The sequence below is a fragment of the Chryseobacterium sp. II3a genome, assembly GCF_057815135.1.
In genome coordinates, this window is sequence record NZ_JBYPZJ010000007.1 from 33314 (window position 1) to 52349 (window position 19036).

Below are 19036 nucleotides of genomic sequence, written 5' to 3' on the forward strand. Positions count from 1 at the left end.
TTAAGATATCAAGCCGCCCTGGAAAGGGCGGCTTTTTGTTTATTTTTATGGTAACTATATGCAATTTTGCATTGAGTTATTCCTTTTTTCGTCCTGACATTCTGAGTACATACTGAAAATTGCGAAAGTAGTTCAGAAGTGGAATGAAGAATCTAAATTCCTATTTGAGATTCTTCCTCCGTCAGAAATCAAAGATTATCTCTTTTCATTCGATGAATATTATTTCGGCGTAGCCAATGACAATGGAGTAAATTATATGTAAGTGCTATTTTTATTGATAGTGACTTTGTCTACACTCTAAAAATGAGTACTTTAGTAAAAACTACTTCATGAAGAAATTTCTTTATACTTTTTTTATATTTTCTAATCTTAGTCTTATTGCTCAAGGGAAGAAATTTTTTGAAAGTGGAGACGTTCAACTACAGTCAGCAGTTGAAAAAATCAATTTAAAATATTCTACAGACTTACCTTTCGTAAAAGTAAGTATTAATGGAAAAGTATATAATTTTCTGTTGGATACCGGAGCACCTACTGTTATTTCTACTGCAGTTTATACTGAATTAGGCCTTGAAAAGAAACATAAAAGCAGTGTGAAAGATTCTCAGAAAAATAAACAGACCCAGATATTCACTGTACTGCCTGAAATGATTGTGGATCAACTAACTTTTAAAAATATTGGTGTAATTGTCATGGATCTTACCGCTGATGAATTCGGATGCTTTAAAGTGGATGGAATTCTTGGTTCTAATCAGATGGCTAAACTTTTCTGGAGAATAAACTACAACGAAAATTCATTGGAGGCAACTCAGGATCTTTCTAAGTTTGATCTTACCGGCTATGACATTGTGATTCCCTTTGATGTAAAAGATCAAAAAACACCTATTATAGAGGCTCGTATTGTTGATAAGAAAATGAACCTTACATTTGACACAGGATTTTCAGGAAACCTAAAGATTTCGAATAATGAGTACAATGCTAAAAAGGTAACAGAGAAGATAGATGTTTACGGAAATAGTTCTGTAGGGGCCTTTGGAGCTGGAAATCCTATGCCTGGATATATTTTTAAGGCTTACGATGTTTCTTTTGGAAATAAAAGCTTTAATAATGAAGTGGTAGCAACAGGAAATTCAAACTTAGTAGGAAATGATTTTTTGAAAAATTTTGTATTTGTCCTGGATTGGACAGGACATAAGATTTATATGAAGCAAATTAAGGAAACTTCTCACAAGCTTGAATCCTTTGGTTTCGGATATCGTTTTATAGATTCTAAACCTACTGTTGCTTATATTTTTCAGGAAGAAAACTTTCCATTAAAGATTGGTGATTCTATCATCAGTATTAATAATATAGATCTTGATCATCTTGATAAAGAAGGGGCCTGCCATTATTTCCTGAATAGGATAGAAAAGGGTGCTGCAAATATTGATTTGAAGATAAGAAGAGATGGAACTGTAATGAATGTAAATCTTAAAAAGAAAATGTATTTAAATGGGTAGTGATTAAGATGTAAAATACCGTGGAAATACGGTCTTTTGTAAAAATAAATTATTCCTATCTTTATCCCACACCAACGAAATAAAAATATAAAATATGTTTGATCTTAATTACGATTTAATAAAGCAGACCATAGAGGCTGAAGTTTGTAAAGAACATAACTTACATCCGGAATTTATCAAAACAGATGATGGGTTTGGAATAAAAGCCTGTTGTGAACCTTTTCACAAAGAATTAGTAGCAAAATCTGAAAAAATGGTCGAAGAAGAGACGACTCAATTCCTTGAAAAGATGATGAAAGATATCTTTAAAGAATAACTGGTGAGATTGTAGCAGAATTATATAAAAAACCGCCCTCGATAGAGGACGGTTTTTTCAGTAAAAGAGTGAAATAAAAGTTATATGTTTCTACCGGATCTTTTCTTCATCCCTGTTCCAGCAAGGGAACTGATGAATACAAGACCAAAGCCGATATAAGCGGCAAAGGCGGTAAGATATACGATTAAGTTGTTAAAACTTGGTTTTGAACTGTATACCAGTACAGAAAAAGCAGCAAAGCTTAGGACCAATAACAGGCTCCATATATGCATTTTTGCAGCATCTTCATTTCTCTTAAAAATCATTTCAAAAAAGGCTCTCATCATTACTAACATTTTAAGGGTTATACATTAATTAATTGAGAATAAAGCCGGTGTCATTATCATGGTATAAAGAAAGCATATTTCTTTACTGGGCTAAGGTTCATGATAACTTTGCCGTTTATTCAATATTATGATACCGGGCTCTGAAGTCCGGAATTAATAATCATTTTTGAATCAATACATGATTCAAGGGTTTATTGATGATACCAGTTAGATACGGGGCATAATTCTGCTGTGAAAGATCAACCTGAGTGCTAATCAATCACGTACCCGTATCTTTTACGGCATCGTAGAAAAAAAAGGATTCATATACGAGATACGAACTTTGAATCAGTGGAAAACTGAAAATCCACAGAAAACCTTTTTTCTCATCCTTAGTGCTTTTTTAATTTTTTCTCAAAATAGTACATGCGAATATCATGCCAAAGTGATTATTTCACAATTAACACTTTAATTTAATGGGGCGTATACTATTGTTTTTTAGGGAGTTTTTGAACTTATTTCCTTAAACAAAGAAAAAAGTTTTATTTTTAAATTCTAATTGTTTAAGATAAATAGAATATATATAGGTCTGATTTTTTAGCAATTTAAGGTATAGTAGTAACTTTCGGAAACAGAAAAAATATGTCTGAATTACTGGGAATCTGGAAACTGAAATGGTAGGAGATTTACTGACTTTAATATAATTGTAAAAAACTTTAATTTTAGAAAAATGAGCAAAGAAAATTTAAGAGATGAGATCAATTCTTGTATTGTTAATCTTCAACGATTGGCAATGATTACTTGTTGGAACAAGATATCATCTAATTTTGTTTTTATAGTATCTGACTTCAATGAATTTGAAGGCAATAAAATTTTTGAGCGAAGGAGGTTCAGAAATAGAGCAAATAAACCTAAAACTAGACTTTCGCTGGATTCCGCAATCAAGATGTTAGATAAAGAGTATCCGGATCTTTATGATCTTACTTTGTATATTTTCAAAGCAGGTCAAAAAGAAACTGTAATTGAAATTCAATATTATAGGAAATCAAATTTTGAACCCGATTATTTTGATGTAGTGAAAGACAATCCGCCTATGTTTCATTCTAAAATCTCAAAACCTTATTACGTTAGTGATCATAATAGGTTTGATATCAATTGGGAATTAGGAGGTGTAAGATATTTCTGGAATCATTTTCTTGCTCAAATTAAGTATAAGATAAATACTTTAAATATTTAAATTCCAAATAATACTTCAATTGTTATGTTGGAAGAATCTTAACAGTAATATTTAATAGTTTATTTGGGTTTCATAGAATGAAGAAAATTTTGGTGGGGCATTAATTAGGATTTTTTCAATTTCTATTATACCATAATGTTGTGTTATTTGTAGAGTCATTCATTTTATGTATTTTAAAGAGAAAACCCCATCAAATCTTATAAAATTTAATGGGGCTGCATTTATCTCAAGCTGGTATTTTTTCTACCAGTTTTTATCAATCATATAAATAATATGCGTCATGGTTACTGCACCTAATAGAAGTTCTCTTCGGTTGACTTTTTCAAAAGTATCTTCTTCAGTATGATGGATATCAAAGTAACGCTGAGAATCCGGCATCAGCTCAGCGGCCGGTACTCCCATGTCATGAAGTGGGTAAAGATCTGTTCCTGAGAATTTCTCTTCAAAGTTATAGACTCCGTAAGGCAGGAATAGCTTTGACCAGCTTTGAATCTGTTTTCTTCTAGCATCATCCATATCCAGAGCAATACCTCTTGGAGCAAAGCCTCCGGCATCAGATTCTATGGCAAAAAGATGCTTCTCATTCTTTTCTTTTACCGTTTTTCCATATTGAACTCCGCCTTTCACACCATTCTCTTCATTGGCAAAGCAAACCACTCTGATTGTATGGTTGTTCTGAATTCCAAGTTTTTTAAATGTTCTCAACACTTCAATACTCTGAACAATTCCTGCACCATCATCATGAGCGCCTTCTCCTACATCCCAGGAATCAAGGTGACCGCCGACTACTATTACGCTTTGGTCTTTTTTACCAGTAACTTCACCAATGACAGAGTGGGAGAGTTTCTCACCTTTCATCCCACAATTGGAATTGAGCTTGGCTGTGATTTTTTGATTCTTTAATAAAGCTTCCAATTCATCTGCTGTGGTGCTTCCGATAGCTACGGCAGGAATTTTAGAAACGTTTTCTTCGTAACGCATGGCTCCGGTATGAGGAACATCATCAAATGCTGAAGACAGTGATCTGATAATGGCAAATTTCCCTCCTTTTTTAGCCGTTAAAGATGCAGCCGTTGTTCTGTACTTGGCAGCGTCACCATATCCTTTAAACGTTTCAATGAATGATTGTTTGAAAGCATAATTGAAGAATAGGATTTTATCTTTCACCTGCTCTGGAGAAAGTTTATTATATTCATCCATAGATTTTACCATGATAATGTCTCCGGAAATATCTTTTCCACCTGTACCTTCAGAGTTGCCAAGGGAAAGCATTTTAAGACTTTTCCAGCTTCCGTTGGAAGTTTTGATGTGTAAGGATTCCTTTCCTCTTTCCCACACCGGGATCATCACCTCCTGAAGCCATACTTTATCTGCTCCGGCCTCACGAAGTTTTTGGGCTGCCCATTGTACGGATTTTTCATAGGCTTCGGAACCGCTTAAACGGTGGCCTATATTTTTAGTAAGTTCACGAAGATCATTGTACCCTTTCCCGTTATTTAAAACTTCAAGAGAGATCTTGCTGAATTGTATTGAATCTTCTTTGGTTTGGGCAAAAACTGCCATTCCAAAAAGCAATAATGAGGTTCCTAATATCTTTTTCATTGTTACCAATTTTTATCAATCATATAAATAAGTTGTGTCATCACCGTTGATCCTAACAGTAATTCTCTTCGGTTGACTTTTTCAAAAGTATCTTCTACGGTGTGGTGAATATCGAAATAACGCTGTGGTTCCGGAACAAGTTCTGCTGTTGGAACGCCCATCTCATGAAGCGGGGCAATATCCGAACCCGAATACTTTCCTTCAAAATTGTAAACTCCATAAGGTAAAAACAGGTTCACCCAGCTTTTGATCTGGTTTCTTTTACTGTCATCCATTTCCAGAGAGATTCCGCGGGGTGAAAATCCTCCGGCATCGGATTCTATGGCAAAAAGATGTTTTTCATGATTGTCTTTTGCTGTTTTTCCATATTGTTTTCCACCTTTTGTTCCGTTTTCTTCATTGGCAAAGCAAACCGCTCTGATGGTATGATTATTCTGAATCCCTAATTTCTTGAATGTTCTTAAAACTTCAATGCTCTGAACAATTCCAGAACCGTCATCATGAGCACCTTCACCTACATCCCAGGAATCAAGATGGCCACCAACTACGATTACATTTTGATCTTTTTTGCCTGTGATTTCACCAATGACAGAGTGGGAGAGTTTCTCACCCTTCATTCCACAATTAGAATTAAGTTTTGCAGTAACTTTCTGTTTGGTTAGCAAAGACTCCAGTTCATCTGCTGTTGTACTTCCAATTGTAACTGCCGGGATTTTGATAATGTTGTCTTCATAGCGCATATTTCCAGTGTGCGGAACATCGTCAAAGGCTGACGAAAGAGATCTGATGATAGTAAACTTACCCCCTTTCTTTGCTGTTAAGGATGCCGCTGTACGTCTGTAGGCTCCAGATTCTCTATAAGAAATAAATGTCTGTACATTTCCCTGATTAAAAGGATAATTAAAGAAAACAATCTTATCTTTTACTTTTTCGGCAGGGAGTTTGTCATATTCTTCCAGAGATTTAACCATAATAATCTCTCCTGAAACGTCTTTTCCATTTGTTCCTTCGGAATTCCCCAGAGAGAGCATTGTAAGACTTTTCCAGCTTCCGTTGGAAGTCTTGATGTGTAAGGATTCTTTTCCTCTTACCCAAACCGGGATCATTACTTCCTGAAGCCATACTTTATCTGCTCCGGCATCACGAAGTTTTTGGGCTGCCCATTGTACAGATTTTTCATAGGCTTCAGAGCCACTTAAACGGTGGCCGATATTTTTAGTCAACTCCCGAAGCTCATCATAGCCTTTTCCGTTATTTAAAATTTCAGTGGAAATGTTGTTGAATTGTATAGAATCTTCTTTAGTCTGCCCTGATAAAAAGGCTATCCCTAAAGTTAATAATAAGGTTGTAATTGTCTTTTTCATGTTACCAGTTTTTATCAACCATAAAGATCATTTGTGTTATAGCAACTGCTCCGAGAAGAAGCTCTCTTTTATTTACTTTATCAAAAGTATCCTGTTCGGAATGGTGGTAGTCGAAATATCTTTGAGTATCTACAACAATTTCTGCTAAAGGAATATCCAGCTTTTTCAAAGGTGAGATATCCTGGATAGCCTCTGTTTGATCAAAGTCATAAACACCATAAGGAAGAAAATATTCTTTCCAGGGAAATATAAGCCTTCTTCTTTGAGGAGACATATCTAAAGAGAATCCTCGTGGAGAATAGCCTCCGGCATCTGTTCCCAGCGCGAATATGTGTTTCTCTTCTCTTTTTTTGACATAGGCTGCATACATTTCACGACCTTGGCCTCCGTTTTCGCTGTTGGCATATAAAACAACCCGGATGGTGTGATTATTTTCATAACCCAGTGCTTTCAATGTTCTTAAAACTTCGATACACTGAACTACTCCTGTTCCGTCATCAACTGCCCCTTCACCAATATCCCATGAATCAAGCTGCGCCCCTAAAACAATTACTTTAGAGTCTTTATTCCCTTGGATTTCAGCAATGATATTGGGATTGGTTGTACTGCCTTTTGATTCTGCAGTCATATTGATTTTAGCCGTAACTTTTTGCTTTTTCAAGGTTTTCTCCAACTCATCCGCTGATCTTACCCCTATTGATAAAGCAGGAATTTTAACTTTATCATCTTGTTCATAATAAATCATTTTGGCATGAGGCGTGTCATCAAGAGCTGTTGTCAATGATCTTATAATTAAAGCTTTTGCGCCCGTCTTAGCAATAACGGATGCCGAAATTAATTTTGATTTTGCAGTCTGTAGATAAGAATCACTGGTATTAATGATTTTCGGATCCATAGGAACATTCACGAAGACTATTTTGTCCTTTAGCTGGCCTATTGACATAGCATTTAATTCTGATGTGGAAGTAATTAAAACAATTTCACCTGTCAGATCTTTACCACCTGTTCCTTCAGAGTTTCCAAATGAAAGCATCTTGATATTTTTCCAATCCCCATTTTCTGCTTTTATCTGTAAGGATTCTTTCCCCCGGATCCAAATAGGAGCTTTAGCTTCCTGTCTCCAGATCATATTAATGCCAATTTCCTTGAATTTCTTTTCAGCCCATTCTACTGCTTTTGAATAACCGGGAGTGGCGCTGAAGCGAGGGCCGATACCTTTTGTGAGTTCTCCAAGATTTTCATAAGCCCTGCCATTGGTCATGATCTCATCTGAGATCTTTTTGAATTCATCGTGATAATTTAATTTTACAGGAATTGCTGTTCTGCCGGCAGGCTTTTTCTGGACTTTTTTTTGAGAAAATAAAAATCCACTCAAAAAGAGTGGAAGTATAATGAATATTTTTTTCATTTTTTATTTACCTTTCTTTTTCCAATGATAAAAGTAGGAAAAAAATAGGAATTTATTAAGGTTTCATGTCGTACATTACCAGTGCTGTAATCAATTTTGGCTCAATGAACGTACATTTTGGAGGCATGCTTAGTTTTAAGTCTGAAATTTTAATCATATCGTTAAAACTTACAGGGTAAATTCCGAAGCCTGCTTTTGCTTCTCCGCTCTCCACTTTTTCTTTTAAGATGTTGATTCCATTAAGATTGGAAGTGCCTTTTACATAAGAAATCAGATCAGAGCTATCCGGATCTTCGATTTTTAAAATACCTTTAAAAATATATTTGTCCAGTAAATGGTGATCCAGATTATCTAAAGACATTTCTTTAGAACGAAGATCGTGCTTTACGTGAAGTGAATAGAATTTACCATCCAGATACATTGAAATATGGAATTTCTGGGAAGGGTAGTAAGGTGTTTCTCCTTTTTCATGGATCAGGAAATACTGATCAAGCTCCTTCAGGAATTGTTCACTGGAAAGACCGTTTAGATCGTGCAAAATTCTGTTGTAGTCGTGAATCTTGATCGATTGATTGGAAACGATAAAGCTGTATACAAAGTTATAAAGTTCTGTACCGTTATGTCTTTTGTTTTTATCTTTATGTTTCTTCGCATTCAATGCTGTAGAACCAATTCTGTGGTGTCCGTCAGCAATATAAAACGAATCAATCTGATCGATTACTTCTTTGAACTGCTGAAGCTTTAAACGGTTATCAATTCTCCAGATCTTATGTCTGATTCCCAGGTGGTCTACATGGTTAAAAATAGGAACATTTTTTTCCTCGTGATTCATCAGCAACTCAATTTTTGAGTTGGCAGGATAGGTAAGAAGTACCGGTTCGGCCTGAAGATTTACTTTCTCAAGATAATGAGCCAGTTTTTCTTTCTTTTGAGGAATGGTACTTTCGTGCCTTTTGATCTTTCCGTTCCAGAAATCTTCAATACTGGCAAGACCTAAAAGTCCTCTGAAAATTTGTTTGTTAGGATATATTTGTTCGTAAAGATAATATGCAGAATTATCCTGAACGAGTTTCTTTTCGTCCAAAAGTTCTTCAAATGTGGAACGGATCTTTCTCAGATTTCGGTCTACATCCTTAGATTTACTTACAACATACGGTTTTATCATGTTGATGTAAGTGTTCTCAACTTGTGCTTTTTCTGCTATTTCTTCCTGGGTAAAATTATCCAGTGGATGGGTAGGGAAAGTATCCTCAAAATCTCTGTGAGGTCTTATTCCACGGAAAGGTTTAAAAATAGGCATATTTATCTTATAGTTTCTTTTTGTAGCTTAATAATTTGTTCTGCAAGTTCAATACCAATTTTCTCTTGCGCATCTACTGTATTTCCGCCTACATGAGGAGAAAGTGATAGGGCCGGATTCATCAGTAAAGGAAGTTCCGGATTGGGTTCGCTTTCAAAAACGTCCAATGCAGCTCCTGCTACTTTTCCTGAATCAATAAAGTCAATTAATGTTACTTCATTCATCACACCGCCTCTTGCAGTATTTACAATATAGACTCCATCTTTCATTTTTTCAAACTGTGGAGTGTCTATAATGTATTCATTCGTTTTAGGAGTATTGATGCTGATAAAGTCTGCTTCTTTAAGGAATGCATTCATATCATTGGTGGAAGTGATTTCAAAGTTCACCGATTGTCCGTCAAAGAAATTCAGGGTAAGAACTTTTGTTTTCGGGTTTCTTGTGAGAACCTGTATTTTCATTCCCAAAGCAATTCCTATTTTCACGACTTCCTGACCAATACTTCCAAAGCCGATTACTCCTAATGTTTTTCCTGAAAGTTCATAAGCATTGCTGAAAGACTTTTTCATGGCATTGAAATGGGTTTCACCTTCCAAAGGCATCAGCCTGTTTGATTCATGAAGGAATCTTGCTAATGAAAAAAAGTGTCCAAAAACCAATTCTGCAACGGATTTTGATGATGCTGTAGGAGTGTTGATTATTTTGATCCCCTTGCTTTTTGCATATTCAACATCAATATTATCCATTCCGATACCGCCACGACCTATAATTTTAAGCCCAGGGCATGCATCAATCAGGTCTTTCCTTACTTTTGTTGCACTTCTTACAAGAAGAACATCTACATTATTATCGTTGATAAAATTAATAACGTGATCCTGAGCCACTCTATTGTCCAGAATTTCAATTCCGGCTTCTTTTAAAGCTCGTTCTCCTGCTTTTGAGATTCCATCGTTTGCTAAAACTTTCATGTGTTATTTGGATTTAAAGATTGAAAAATTTAAAATATTTCAAAAATTTAAAACTGGGGTGCAAATTAATAAATTTAAATTAACTGCTTTTAAATCTTTCAATCTTTGAATTTTTTATGGTTTAATTATTTGATAGATTTCATTACATCTACCAATACCTGTACACTTTCAATAGGTAAGGCATTATATAAGCTGGCTCTGTAGCCGCCAAGACTTCTGTGGCCATTAAGTCCACTGATGCCTGCTGCTTTCCATGCATTGTCAAACTCTTCTTTTTTGCTTTCGTCTGTAATTTTGAAAGAAACATTCATTAATGAACGGTCTTCTTTCATGCAGAATGTTTCAAATAATGGATTGCTGTCAATTTCATCATATAAAAGCTTAGCCTTAGCTTCATTCCTTTGTTCTGCTGCTGCAATTCCACCATTGTTTTCAAGATACTGTAAGGTTAAAAGAGAAGCGTAGATTGGGAATACTGGTGGGGTATTGTACATAGATTCTTTGGAAATATGCTGAGAATAATCAAGCATAGACAGCATATTTTCTCTTCCGGTTTTACCCAGGATTTCTTTTTTGATCACTACTAAAGTAACTCCTGCAGGTCCCATGTTTTTCTGAGCTCCTGCATAGATTAAATCGAATTTTGAAAAATCCAGTTGTCTTGAGAAGATATCAGAACTCATATCACATACCATCAGAGTGTCTACTTCAGGGAATGATTTCATCTGAGTTCCATAAATGGTGTTGTTGGAAGTACAATGGAAATAATCGTATTCTGAACTTACAGTATAATTTTTAGGAATGAAAGAATAGTTTTCTTCTTTTGAAGAACCTACTACATCTACAGTTCCTAATTTTTTTGCTTCTTTGATGGCTCCGGCTGCCCATGTTCCTGTATCCAGATACGCGGCTTTTCCGCCTACTTTCATCAGGTTGTAAGGCACCATGGCAAACTGCATGCTTGCTCCACTTCCTAAATAAAGTACCTCGTAATCATCTCCAAGGTTCATCAGCCTTTTTACAATTGCACGGGCTTCGTCCATTACTGCAACGAAATCCTTACTTCTGTGCGAAATTTCAAGAAGAGATAATCCGATCCCGTTAAAGTCTAAGATTGCCTGTGCTGATTTTTCAAATACCTCTTGTGGTAAGATACACGGCCCTGCGCTGAAGTTGTGCTTTTTGTTCATATTTTTATTTTTTGGTTGCGTAAAGAATTGAAATTCTTTAGCTTAATTTTTGGTTTTGTTGGATTATTGGTTAAAAAAAGCCGCCTCAAACATTATGAGACGGAATTTTTTTTATTCGCCGTGTAGGAATGCTTTTTTGTTAAGCAGAGCCTCTTCAGATTCTACATGATCTTCATCTGGTACGCAGCAGTCTACCGGACATACCGCAGCACATTGTGGCTCCTCATGGAATCCTTTACATTCAGTACATTTATCAGTTACAATGAAATACACATCGTCACTTACAGGTTCCTGAGCAGAATCTGCATCAACAGTAAGTCCTGATGGTAATGTAATCGTTCCTTGAAGACTAGTACCGTCTGAAGCTTTCCAATCTACAGCTCCTTCATATATTGCATTGTTTGGACATTCCGGTTCGCAGGCCCCACAGTTAATGCATTCATCAGTTATTTTAATAGCCATCGCTAATTTTTTTTAAATTTGCACAAAATTACAAAATATTCCCCAATTTTAAAGTAATTATGAATACCGAAAATCAAGTTTTAGGACTTATTAAATTAAGTGATTATATAAAAGCGTTTTTAGCTAAAAAACCAGAAGATCACAATGAAGATGATGTAAATATTGAATTATTATTAAAAAAATCTGAAATAGAAAACCCTTGGTTTACTGTTGATAATCAGAAATTTGCATTAAAACAGTGGGCGGATCTTCTTACTGAGGGTGCTATTAAAAACTGGCTTAAAAATTATTCAATCTCTAAAATTTCCAAGAAAGTTGGACTTATTTTAGCAGGAAATATCCCTTTAGTAGGGTTTCATGATGTGATTTCTGTTGTATTAAGCAATCACATTCCTTTAATTAAACTGTCATCCAAAGACAAATATCTTATTCCGTTCCTGTTAAATAAGTGGAAAGAGCTTTCCAATAATGAGGTTCAGTTTGAATTTGTAGAAAAATTAGCAAATTTTGATGCTGTTATTGCGACCGGAAGTAATAATACAGCAAGATACCTTGAATATTATTTTAAAAATCATTTAAATATTATTCGTAAAAACAGAACCTCTATTGCTGTTTTGAAAGGTGATGAAACGGACGAAGAATTGCAGCTTTTGGCAAAAGATATTTTCCAATACTTCGGTTTGGGATGCAGAAATGTAACGAGAATTCTTATTCCTCAGGATTTTGTGATTGATAGACTGTTTGAGAACTTCTTAGGTTTTCAGGATATTATCAATCATAATAAATATGCTAATAATTATGATTACAACAGAGCGGTTTATCTTTTGAACCAGGATAAGTTCTGGGATAATAATTTTGTGATGCTGAAAGAAGATGATAAATTATTCAGTCCGCTTTCTGTGATTAATTTCAGCCGATACGAATCGTTGGAGGAGGTAAAAAACTTTATCTCTGAAAATGAGGAAAACATTCAGTGTGTGGTTGCTAAAGAAGAGTTGGGATTAGATTCAATTTCCTTTGGTGATGCACAAAATCCGGGGCTTGATACCTATGCGGATAATGTAGATACCATGAAATTTTTAGAACTGGTCTGATTTTCGTATCTTCCATGACCTATTTCACTAAATAATAAAACAAGTACTATGAAAAAAATATTTTTAGGTCTGGCAATTGTTGGCGTACAGTTTATGTTTGCCCAGAAAGTTGTGGGAATGAAGGTTGAGAATAATCAAAAGAAAGAACAACCTGCGACTATAAGTAAGGATAAAGTCAATATTTATAATGATAATTTCCAAAAATTTATCAAAGCACTGCAATCTTCGGACTACAAAGCAGCAGAAGAAGTACTTTCTGATAAGGTAAAGGAAATTGTTACAGAAGATGTTCTTAAAAAAGTAAGGGACGGTATTGATATCAATAAAAAATTGGAGATTTTGAAAGTAGGCTATTACGTAACAATGGATGGGATCAGCCATCCTAATATTAAATACAAATATGCAGGAGATTCTTCATCGAAAGAAGTGATAAGCGCTGTATTTGAAGATGAAGGGAAGCTTCTTGGAGTGTTGCCTGCTAAAAAGGATAAATAAATTTCAATCAATCAAAAAAATATAACTATGATGACAGATGTTTTAGTCGCTCATTCTTCCGATGTGGAGAAAGCGAATTTTTACAAGAAGACGTATTTGCATGTTGCATTATCAATTCTTGCATTTATTGGAGTTGAGACTGTTTTGTTGAAGACTGTACCAGTTGAGCTTATTGCGATGATGTTTCAGGGGAAGTTTACCTGGTTATTAATCATTGGTGTTTTCTGGCTGGCTTCTATTTTAGCCTCTAAATGGTCACTTTCACAAAGTCAATCCACACAGTATTTAGGTTTAGGGTTTTATATTGTATTGGAAGCCGTAATCTTTTTACCATTGCTTTTTATTGCTACTAATATTACTGGTGGTGCCAATATCATCTTCCAGGCAGCTACGTTAACGGTTGCTATGTTTGCAGGGATTTCTGCAGTAGCATTTACTTCCAAAAGAGATTTTTCTTTTTTAAGAAATATCATTATTATCGGAGGGTTTATCTCTATTGGATTAATCATTGGCGGAATGGCCTTTGGATTTAACCTTGGATTGTGGTTCTCTGTAGGAATGGTGATTCTGGCTTCTGCAACGATTTTATATCAGACAAGCAAGCTGAAGGATGCTTATGCTACGAATCAGTATGTAGGAGCGGCATTGCAGCTTTTTGCTTCGATTATGCTTTTATTCTGGTACATCCTGAATATTCTGATGAGCAGAAGAAGTTAATTTGAATTCTTAATTAGCTTTAAATATAGTCCTGGTGATTTTTCATCAGGATTTTTTTTTGATTGTTTTTTTTCTGGCAGATTACGCGGATTACACAGATTTTTTAACCACTAATAACACAAAGGTTTTCACTAATGACACTATTACTGCAGTTGGTATTTGTGGTATTCGTGCAAGAAATATTATTAGTGTAATTTGTGTTTAATTAGAATTGTAAATATGGTTTTGATTTATTGCGGAATGTCATTCTGAAAGAAACGAAGTGGAATGAAGAATCAAATTGGGTTTGAGATTCCTCCTTCGTCGGAATGACAATGAGGTTGTAATAGGTGATTTAACCACAAGTAGCACAAATGTTTTCACAGATGGCACTACTGCTATGGATGGTATTTGTGATATTCGTGGAAAATATTCGTGAAATTAATATTTAATATAAACTGTGAATCCAAAAAATCCTGATGACATTTCACCGGGATTTTATTGGATATTCTTTAACTATTCAATGCTGACTATCGCTTCAATAGGACTTAATGACCCTGAAGTTTTATTTCAGATAAAAGTAAAGTATAAGTTAAAGAATAGGGAAGTATAGTGTTGAGGAAAACCTCAGGTCTTTTCTTTTGTGTTTTTATAGAATATTAAATGATAAAAACTACTTATCAATAGATCCTAAAACCTTTTGTGCAAAAGAGTTTAGAGCATCCTTTTCGCTCATTCCGTTCTGTACGTTAGCGTGAACTTCCAAAGCTCCGCAAATGTTGGTAATAAGCTCTCCTGCAACATTTAAATCCTCCTCACTTGTTCCTCTGAATTCACAGAAGCTTTCAAGCACTTCTAATGTTTTTTCTAGGTTCTCAGGAGTCTGATTCTGATAGAATTGTCTGATTACTGGTAATTTCATTATGCTAATTCGTTAAAAAGGTTAATTAAACTTTCTGCCTGGTTAGATTGAACCTGGTTCACCAATTCACCATTTTTAAAGATAGCGAATGTAGGTAAGTTGTCTACTTTTGCTAGTTTTCTGCTTTCAGGAAGTTTTTCAGCATCTACATATAAGAAAGGAATAGAGTCATTCTCAGATGCTAATTTTTTGAATTTCGGCTTCATGATTCTGCAGTTTCCGCACCATGTTGCGCCATATTGAACAACTACTTTTTCGTTGTCATTTACTATATTTTGTAATGTATCTTCGGTTAATTCTGTGTACATGATAGTGATTTGAAAATTTGTTAATTTAAAAATGTGTTGTCGATAATAAAAAGAAAATGAGATAATTTCAGATCATCCGGAGATTAATTTTCAAATTATCTCATTTTCAGATTAACACATTATATTAGTTCTTAGCTAAGTATTCTGCTGTAGAAGTTCTGTCTGCTTTCATAGCATCTTTACCTTCTTCCCAGTTTGCAGGACATACTTCACCGTGTTTTTGAACGTGAGTGTAAGCGTCAATTAATCTTAAGAATTCTTTTACGTTTCTACCTAGAGGCATATCGTTTACCGCTTCGTGGAAGATTTTTCCAGTTTCGTCGATAAGGTAAGTTGCTCTGTAAGTTACGTTAGAACCTGTGAAGATTTCTTCTCCTTCTTCATTGTATTCGAAATCCTGATCTACAATTCCTAAAGTGTTTGCCAATTGTCTGTGAGTATCAGCTAAAAGTGGGTAAGTTACTCCTTCAATACCTCCGTTATCTTTTGGTGTGTTTAACCAAGCAAAGTGTACTTCGTTAGTATCACAAGAAGCACCGATTACTTTAGTGTTTCTTTTTTCGAATTCACCTAAAGCCTCCTGGAAAGCGTGAAGCTCAGTAGGGCATACGAAAGTGAAATCTTTAGGGTACCAGAACAAAAGAACTTTTTGTTGGTTGTTAGTAGCTTCTTCAAGGATGTTGATTCTTAAATCGTCACCCATTTCAGACATTGCGTCGATTGTTAAATTCGGGAATTTTTTTCCTACTAAAGACATAATTTTCTTGTTTTTATATTTAAATTTCTGATGCAAATATAAAGAAGTTTTATCTATCGAACAAATATATTTCGATAAATAAAATCTATAATTGTTTTTGATGTGTTGTTAATTACAAAAGCCCTGATATCAGGGCTTTTTGTTATTTTAATAACCAAATATTTCGGTTAAGTTGAGTTTTTTAATCTCTCCTAATTTCTGCATATCGCTCTCATTTACTTTGTCTTGCGATGCGACAATACAATAGGTGTAATTCTTGTTTTTCATTTCGTTATCATGGAACGTGTTGATGTCTGCAAAAGACAGTTTGGGTGCCTGTTCATAGATATTCTTTCTTATATCAGATTTGTTTCCAAGCCTTTGAGCTTTTAAATAAGAGAAAATGATACCGTCCTGAGAAATTCTTTCAGAAGCAATAGTTTTTTTCAATCCACCTTTTGCAGTTTCAAATAATTGTTCAGACTTTGGAAGGGTAGTCAGGAGCTCATTCATTGCAGAAGAAGCCTCGTTGAACTTATCAGCCTGAGTTCCTACATAAGCCATGATACTGTTCTTATCTTCTTTCTTGCTTGGAAGCGCAAAATAAGAATAAGTAGAATAGGCTAATGCTTTAGATTCTCTGATGGTCTGAAAAACGATAGATCCCATTCCACCTCCGAAATAATTATTGAATAAACTTACGGTAGGAGTAATGACAGCATTGTACTGTTCAGAGTTTCTTGCCCAGAAGATTTCAGCTTGTACCATGTCATAATGGGCAAATAATACCTTGTTTTTATCCGTTGGGATCTGCTCAAAGGTTTTAGTCTTTGGAAGTTCCTTAAGTGATGCAGGTAATTTGTGGATTGGCTTTAAAGAAGCAATAGTTTCAGCTCCTGTTTTTGGACCATAATACAGTACTTTATGTTTGAAGTTGAATAAATCATGAAGGATATTCACAAGATCTTCCGCTTTTAAAGCATCAAGCTCTGCGTCACTTAAAACATTATTGAACGGATTCTGAGCACCATATTGGGCATAGCTTCTCAGTCCGGCCATGATGGTTGCTTTATTCTGCTTAGCATTAGCTCTGGCTTTCTTAAGCCTGGTTTTGTAAGCATCTAATGCAGTTTGGTCTGCTTTGCAGTTTTTGATCAGATCTTCAAATAAAGCAATGGTTTTATCGAAGTTTTCATTCAATCCTTCCAATGAAACATAGGTTTCCTCATTTCCGGCACTTACTTTAAAGCTTGATGCCAGTTTATAGAACTCTCTGCTGATGGTTTCCGATGACTTATCATTAGTTCCTAAGTATTGAAGGTATTCTGCTGCCAATGGAAGCATTTTGTTGTTCCATTTTCCGGAGTCAAAGTGATAGTACATTCTGAATAATGCATTGTCTGTATTTTTCACAGAAAGCACTTCTACATCACCTAATTTATTTTTAGCAATGTCTTTGTCATAGTTTAGCCATACAGGAGTAATTGCTTTTTCAGGCATCTCGTCAATCTTTTTAAGGAAAGCAGATTGATCTTCTCTGTTCACAGAAACAGGCGTGATGGTAGGTTTGTCAACCTTTACAATATTTTTATCTTCTCCTTTTTTCTTATAAACGGCTACATAATTGTTATTTTGAAGATATTTGGAAACAAAATCCATGATATCTTTTTTGGTAAGCTTAGAGATTTCCTCTATATATTCTAGGTTGGCTTTGTGGTCTACGTCAGAAGTGAACTCATCCATTAAGATGCTTGCTCTTGAAGCGTATTTTTCATCTTTTTGAATGGTGTTCTTCTTTTCATTGTTTACGATAGATTGAATAAGATCATCCGAGAATTCCCCTTTCCTTAATTTATCGATTTCCTGAAGAAGAAGAGTCTTTACTTCATCTAAAGATTGCCCTTCGGTAGGTTTTCCCTGCAAAAGCAACACTGAATAATCTTTTAAGGTGTAAGGATAAGCAAAAGCACCTAGTAATTTTTGTTTTTTTACCAGGTCAAGATCAATTAATCCTGCCTGTCCGTTGGTAAGCATACTTCCTACGAAATTTAGTAACCTGGCATCTTTTGTTGAAGCACCCGGGAATCTGAAACCGAGCATTACGCTTTCAGAATCAGGACCTACGACTTCTTTTATGACTGGAGAAGTGATGGCTTTCTCCTGTCCTACAATATATTCCGGGATCGGTTTAGATTTCATGTAAGAGAAAGCTTTGTCGATCTTGGCAATCACTTCATCCGGATTGAAATCTCCTGACATGATGATTCCCATGTTATTGGGAACATAGTAATTGTTGAAGTATTCTCTGATGGCATGAAGAGAAGGGTTTTTCAAGTGCTCGATGGTTCCGATGGTGGTTTGTTTTCCATAATTATTATTAGGGAAAAGGTTGGCAAACATCATATCATATACCTTGTCTCCATCATCATCAAGCGATCTGTTTTTCTCTTCGTATACGGCTTCAAGCTCCGTGTGGAATAATCTTAGAATAGGATCTTTGAACCTTTCTGATTGTAGAGCCAGAAATTTATCCACAACATTAGAAGGAATATCTTCTGTGTATACGGTTTGTTCAAAAGAGGTGAAGGCGTTTGATCCGTCAGCACCCATACCGGCCATCATTTTATCGTATTCGTTAGCAATTGCATACTTGGCTGCTTCTCCGGAAACTCTGTCGATTTCTTTGTAAATCTCTTTTCTCTTTGCTTCGTCCTTGGTCTGATTGTATTTCTCATAAAGAGCATCAATCTGATCTAAAAGAGGTTTTTCCTTTGCCCAGTCTTTCGATCCGAACTGGCTGGTTCCTTTGAAGAGCATATGTTCCAAGTAGTGCGCAAGACCTGTATGATCTGCAGGGTCAGTTTTGCTTCCCGCTTTGGTAGCAATATAGGTCTGAATTCTTGGCTCTTTGTTTGTTGGACTTAAAATAACTGTTAATCCGTTTTTTAAAGTGTAATATCTTGCTGCGGTAGGATCGTTGGTGACAAATTTATATTTATATCCATTAGAAGTGGCTTCTTTCCACTGATACTCCTGCCCGAAAGCATTGCCTGCAAAACTTGCTGCGGCTATACTTGTAACGATGGTTAATTTTTTAAACAAATTCATTGTTGTGGTTGTGTTTTGTTTGTTAATTC

General features: G+C 35.3%; 18 protein-coding genes. 6 read left to right on the forward strand and 12 right to left on the reverse strand.

The window, feature by feature from the left end; translation table 11 throughout:
* Nucleotides 1–329 precede the first annotated feature (329 nt).
* Both AC3HD6_RS16540 and AC3HD6_RS16545 read left to right on the forward strand, forming a co-directional pair.
* Nucleotides 330–1496 (forward strand): retropepsin-like aspartic protease, encoded by a 1167-nt coding sequence (locus AC3HD6_RS16540; RefSeq protein WP_488897334.1) that lies wholly within the window; start codon nucleotides 330–332, stop codon nucleotides 1494–1496.
* 94 nt (nucleotides 1497–1590) lie between these two features.
* Nucleotides 1591–1812, forward strand: a complete 222-nt coding sequence (locus tag AC3HD6_RS16545) for a hypothetical protein (protein ID WP_141395677.1) — start codon at nucleotides 1591–1593, stop codon at nucleotides 1810–1812.
* Between the two features lie 80 nt (nucleotides 1813–1892).
* On the opposite strand, the gene AC3HD6_RS16550 is transcribed toward AC3HD6_RS16545, so the two are convergent.
* On the reverse strand, nucleotides 1893–2138 hold the full coding sequence (locus tag AC3HD6_RS16550) for a hypothetical protein (protein WP_488897335.1): 246 nt from the start codon (nucleotides 2136–2138) through the stop codon (nucleotides 1893–1895).
* A gap of 709 nt (nucleotides 2139–2847) precedes the next feature.
* Between AC3HD6_RS16550 and AC3HD6_RS16555 the strand changes: the two genes are divergently transcribed.
* On the forward strand, nucleotides 2848–3354 hold the full coding sequence (locus AC3HD6_RS16555) for a hypothetical protein (protein ID WP_488897336.1): 507 nt from the start codon (nucleotides 2848–2850) through the stop codon (nucleotides 3352–3354).
* A 243-nt stretch (nucleotides 3355–3597) separates the two neighbouring features.
* Here the strand turns inward: AC3HD6_RS16555 and AC3HD6_RS16560 are convergent, their stop codons facing one another.
* From AC3HD6_RS16560 to AC3HD6_RS16590, 7 genes are all read right to left on the reverse strand, one after another.
* Nucleotides 3598–4956, reverse strand: a complete 1359-nt coding sequence (locus AC3HD6_RS16560) for a M20/M25/M40 family metallo-hydrolase (protein WP_488897337.1) — start codon at nucleotides 4954–4956, stop codon at nucleotides 3598–3600.
* Between the two features lie 2 nt (nucleotides 4957–4958).
* Nucleotides 4959–6320 (reverse strand): M28 family peptidase, encoded by a 1362-nt coding sequence (locus AC3HD6_RS16565; RefSeq protein WP_488897338.1) that lies wholly within the window; start codon nucleotides 6318–6320, stop codon nucleotides 4959–4961.
* 1 nt (nucleotide 6321) lies between these two features.
* The gene (locus AC3HD6_RS16570; RefSeq protein WP_488897339.1) at nucleotides 6322–7728 is read right to left on the reverse strand and encodes a M28 family peptidase; all 1407 of its coding nucleotides are present in this window, start codon (nucleotides 7726–7728) and stop codon (nucleotides 6322–6324) included.
* Nucleotides 7729–7783: 55 nt separating this feature from the next.
* Nucleotides 7784–9028, reverse strand: coding sequence for a DUF1015 domain-containing protein (locus tag AC3HD6_RS16575; RefSeq protein ID WP_488897340.1), 1245 nt, complete (start codon nucleotides 9026–9028; stop codon nucleotides 7784–7786).
* Nucleotides 9029–9030: 2 nt separating this feature from the next.
* Nucleotides 9031–9996, reverse strand: coding sequence for a D-2-hydroxyacid dehydrogenase (locus AC3HD6_RS16580; RefSeq protein WP_488897341.1), 966 nt, complete (start codon nucleotides 9994–9996; stop codon nucleotides 9031–9033).
* A gap of 125 nt (nucleotides 9997–10121) precedes the next feature.
* Complete coding sequence (serC, locus tag AC3HD6_RS16585) at nucleotides 10122–11186, reverse strand: 3-phosphoserine/phosphohydroxythreonine transaminase (protein WP_488897342.1); 1065 nt, start codon at nucleotides 11184–11186, stop codon at nucleotides 10122–10124.
* 111 nt (nucleotides 11187–11297) lie between these two features.
* Nucleotides 11298–11648 (reverse strand): 4Fe-4S binding protein, encoded by a 351-nt coding sequence (locus AC3HD6_RS16590; RefSeq protein WP_068943024.1) that lies wholly within the window; start codon nucleotides 11646–11648, stop codon nucleotides 11298–11300.
* A gap of 59 nt (nucleotides 11649–11707) precedes the next feature.
* On the opposite strand from AC3HD6_RS16590, the gene AC3HD6_RS16595 reads away from it, so the two are divergent.
* From AC3HD6_RS16595 to AC3HD6_RS16605, 3 genes are read left to right on the forward strand one after another with little or no spacing between them, the layout of a single operon-like run.
* Entirely contained in the window at nucleotides 11708–12742 is a 1035-nt protein-coding gene (locus AC3HD6_RS16595) for an acyl-CoA reductase (protein ID WP_488897343.1), read from the forward strand.
* A gap of 48 nt (nucleotides 12743–12790) precedes the next feature.
* Complete coding sequence (locus tag AC3HD6_RS16600) at nucleotides 12791–13237, forward strand: peptidylprolyl isomerase (protein WP_488897344.1); 447 nt, start codon at nucleotides 12791–12793, stop codon at nucleotides 13235–13237.
* A gap of 27 nt (nucleotides 13238–13264) precedes the next feature.
* On the forward strand, nucleotides 13265–13954 hold the full coding sequence (locus AC3HD6_RS16605) for a Bax inhibitor-1/YccA family protein (RefSeq protein WP_488897345.1): 690 nt from the start codon (nucleotides 13265–13267) through the stop codon (nucleotides 13952–13954).
* A gap of 652 nt (nucleotides 13955–14606) precedes the next feature.
* Here AC3HD6_RS16605 and AC3HD6_RS16610 read toward each other — a convergent pair.
* From AC3HD6_RS16610 to AC3HD6_RS16625, 4 genes are all read right to left on the reverse strand, one after another.
* The gene (locus AC3HD6_RS16610) at nucleotides 14607–14855 is read right to left on the reverse strand and encodes a DUF6952 family protein (protein WP_002980002.1); all 249 of its coding nucleotides are present in this window, start codon (nucleotides 14853–14855) and stop codon (nucleotides 14607–14609) included.
* Complete coding sequence (locus AC3HD6_RS16615; RefSeq protein ID WP_034698499.1) at nucleotides 14855–15163, reverse strand: thioredoxin family protein; 309 nt, start codon at nucleotides 15161–15163, stop codon at nucleotides 14855–14857. Before AC3HD6_RS16615 ends, AC3HD6_RS16610 begins: the two co-directional genes overlap by 1 nt.
* 124 nt (nucleotides 15164–15287) lie before the next feature.
* A complete protein-coding gene (locus AC3HD6_RS16620) occupies nucleotides 15288–15920 on the reverse strand; it encodes a peroxiredoxin (protein ID WP_066692332.1) in 633 nt (210 codons plus the stop codon).
* Nucleotides 15921–16067: 147 nt separating this feature from the next.
* Complete coding sequence (locus AC3HD6_RS16625) at nucleotides 16068–19007, reverse strand: M16 family metallopeptidase (protein ID WP_488897346.1); 2940 nt, start codon at nucleotides 19005–19007, stop codon at nucleotides 16068–16070.
* Nucleotides 19008–19036 lie beyond the last annotated feature (29 nt).

Excerpts from the sequence above, each read along its gene's own strand:
- AC3HD6_RS16550 (WP_488897335.1), bottom strand. The coding sequence starts at position 2,138 with ATGATGAGAGCCTTTTTTGAAATGATTTTTAAGAGAAATGAAGATGCT.
- AC3HD6_RS16595 (WP_488897343.1), top strand. The coding sequence starts at position 11,708 with ATGAATACCGAAAATCAAGTTTTAGGACTTATTAAATTAAGTGATTAT.
- AC3HD6_RS16575 (WP_488897340.1), bottom strand. The coding sequence starts at position 9,028 with ATGCCTATTTTTAAACCTTTCCGTGGAATAAGACCTCACAGAGATTTT.
- AC3HD6_RS16625 (WP_488897346.1), bottom strand. The coding sequence starts at position 19,007 with ATGAATTTGTTTAAAAAATTAACCATCGTTACAAGTATAGCCGCAGCA.
- AC3HD6_RS16555 (WP_488897336.1), top strand. The coding sequence starts at position 2,848 with ATGAGCAAAGAAAATTTAAGAGATGAGATCAATTCTTGTATTGTTAAT.
- AC3HD6_RS16615 (WP_034698499.1), bottom strand. The coding sequence starts at position 15,163 with ATGTACACAGAATTAACCGAAGATACATTACAAAATATAGTAAATGAC.
- AC3HD6_RS16605 (WP_488897345.1), top strand. The coding sequence starts at position 13,265 with ATGATGACAGATGTTTTAGTCGCTCATTCTTCCGATGTGGAGAAAGCG.
- AC3HD6_RS16600 (WP_488897344.1), top strand. The coding sequence starts at position 12,791 with ATGAAAAAAATATTTTTAGGTCTGGCAATTGTTGGCGTACAGTTTATG.
- AC3HD6_RS16590 (WP_068943024.1), bottom strand. The coding sequence starts at position 11,648 with ATGGCTATTAAAATAACTGATGAATGCATTAACTGTGGGGCCTGCGAA.
- AC3HD6_RS16610 (WP_002980002.1), bottom strand. The coding sequence starts at position 14,855 with ATGAAATTACCAGTAATCAGACAATTCTATCAGAATCAGACTCCTGAG.
- AC3HD6_RS16560 (WP_488897337.1), bottom strand. The coding sequence starts at position 4,956 with ATGAAAAAGATATTAGGAACCTCATTATTGCTTTTTGGAATGGCAGTT.
- AC3HD6_RS16570 (WP_488897339.1), bottom strand. The coding sequence starts at position 7,728 with ATGAAAAAAATATTCATTATACTTCCACTCTTTTTGAGTGGATTTTTA.
- AC3HD6_RS16565 (WP_488897338.1), bottom strand. The coding sequence starts at position 6,320 with ATGAAAAAGACAATTACAACCTTATTATTAACTTTAGGGATAGCCTTT.
- AC3HD6_RS16620 (WP_066692332.1), bottom strand. The coding sequence starts at position 15,920 with ATGTCTTTAGTAGGAAAAAAATTCCCGAATTTAACAATCGACGCAATG.
- AC3HD6_RS16545 (WP_141395677.1), top strand. The coding sequence starts at position 1,591 with ATGTTTGATCTTAATTACGATTTAATAAAGCAGACCATAGAGGCTGAA.
- serC (WP_488897342.1), bottom strand. The coding sequence starts at position 11,186 with ATGAACAAAAAGCACAACTTCAGCGCAGGGCCGTGTATCTTACCACAA.
- AC3HD6_RS16540 (WP_488897334.1), top strand. The coding sequence starts at position 330 with ATGAAGAAATTTCTTTATACTTTTTTTATATTTTCTAATCTTAGTCTT.
- AC3HD6_RS16580 (WP_488897341.1), bottom strand. The coding sequence starts at position 9,996 with ATGAAAGTTTTAGCAAACGATGGAATCTCAAAAGCAGGAGAACGAGCT.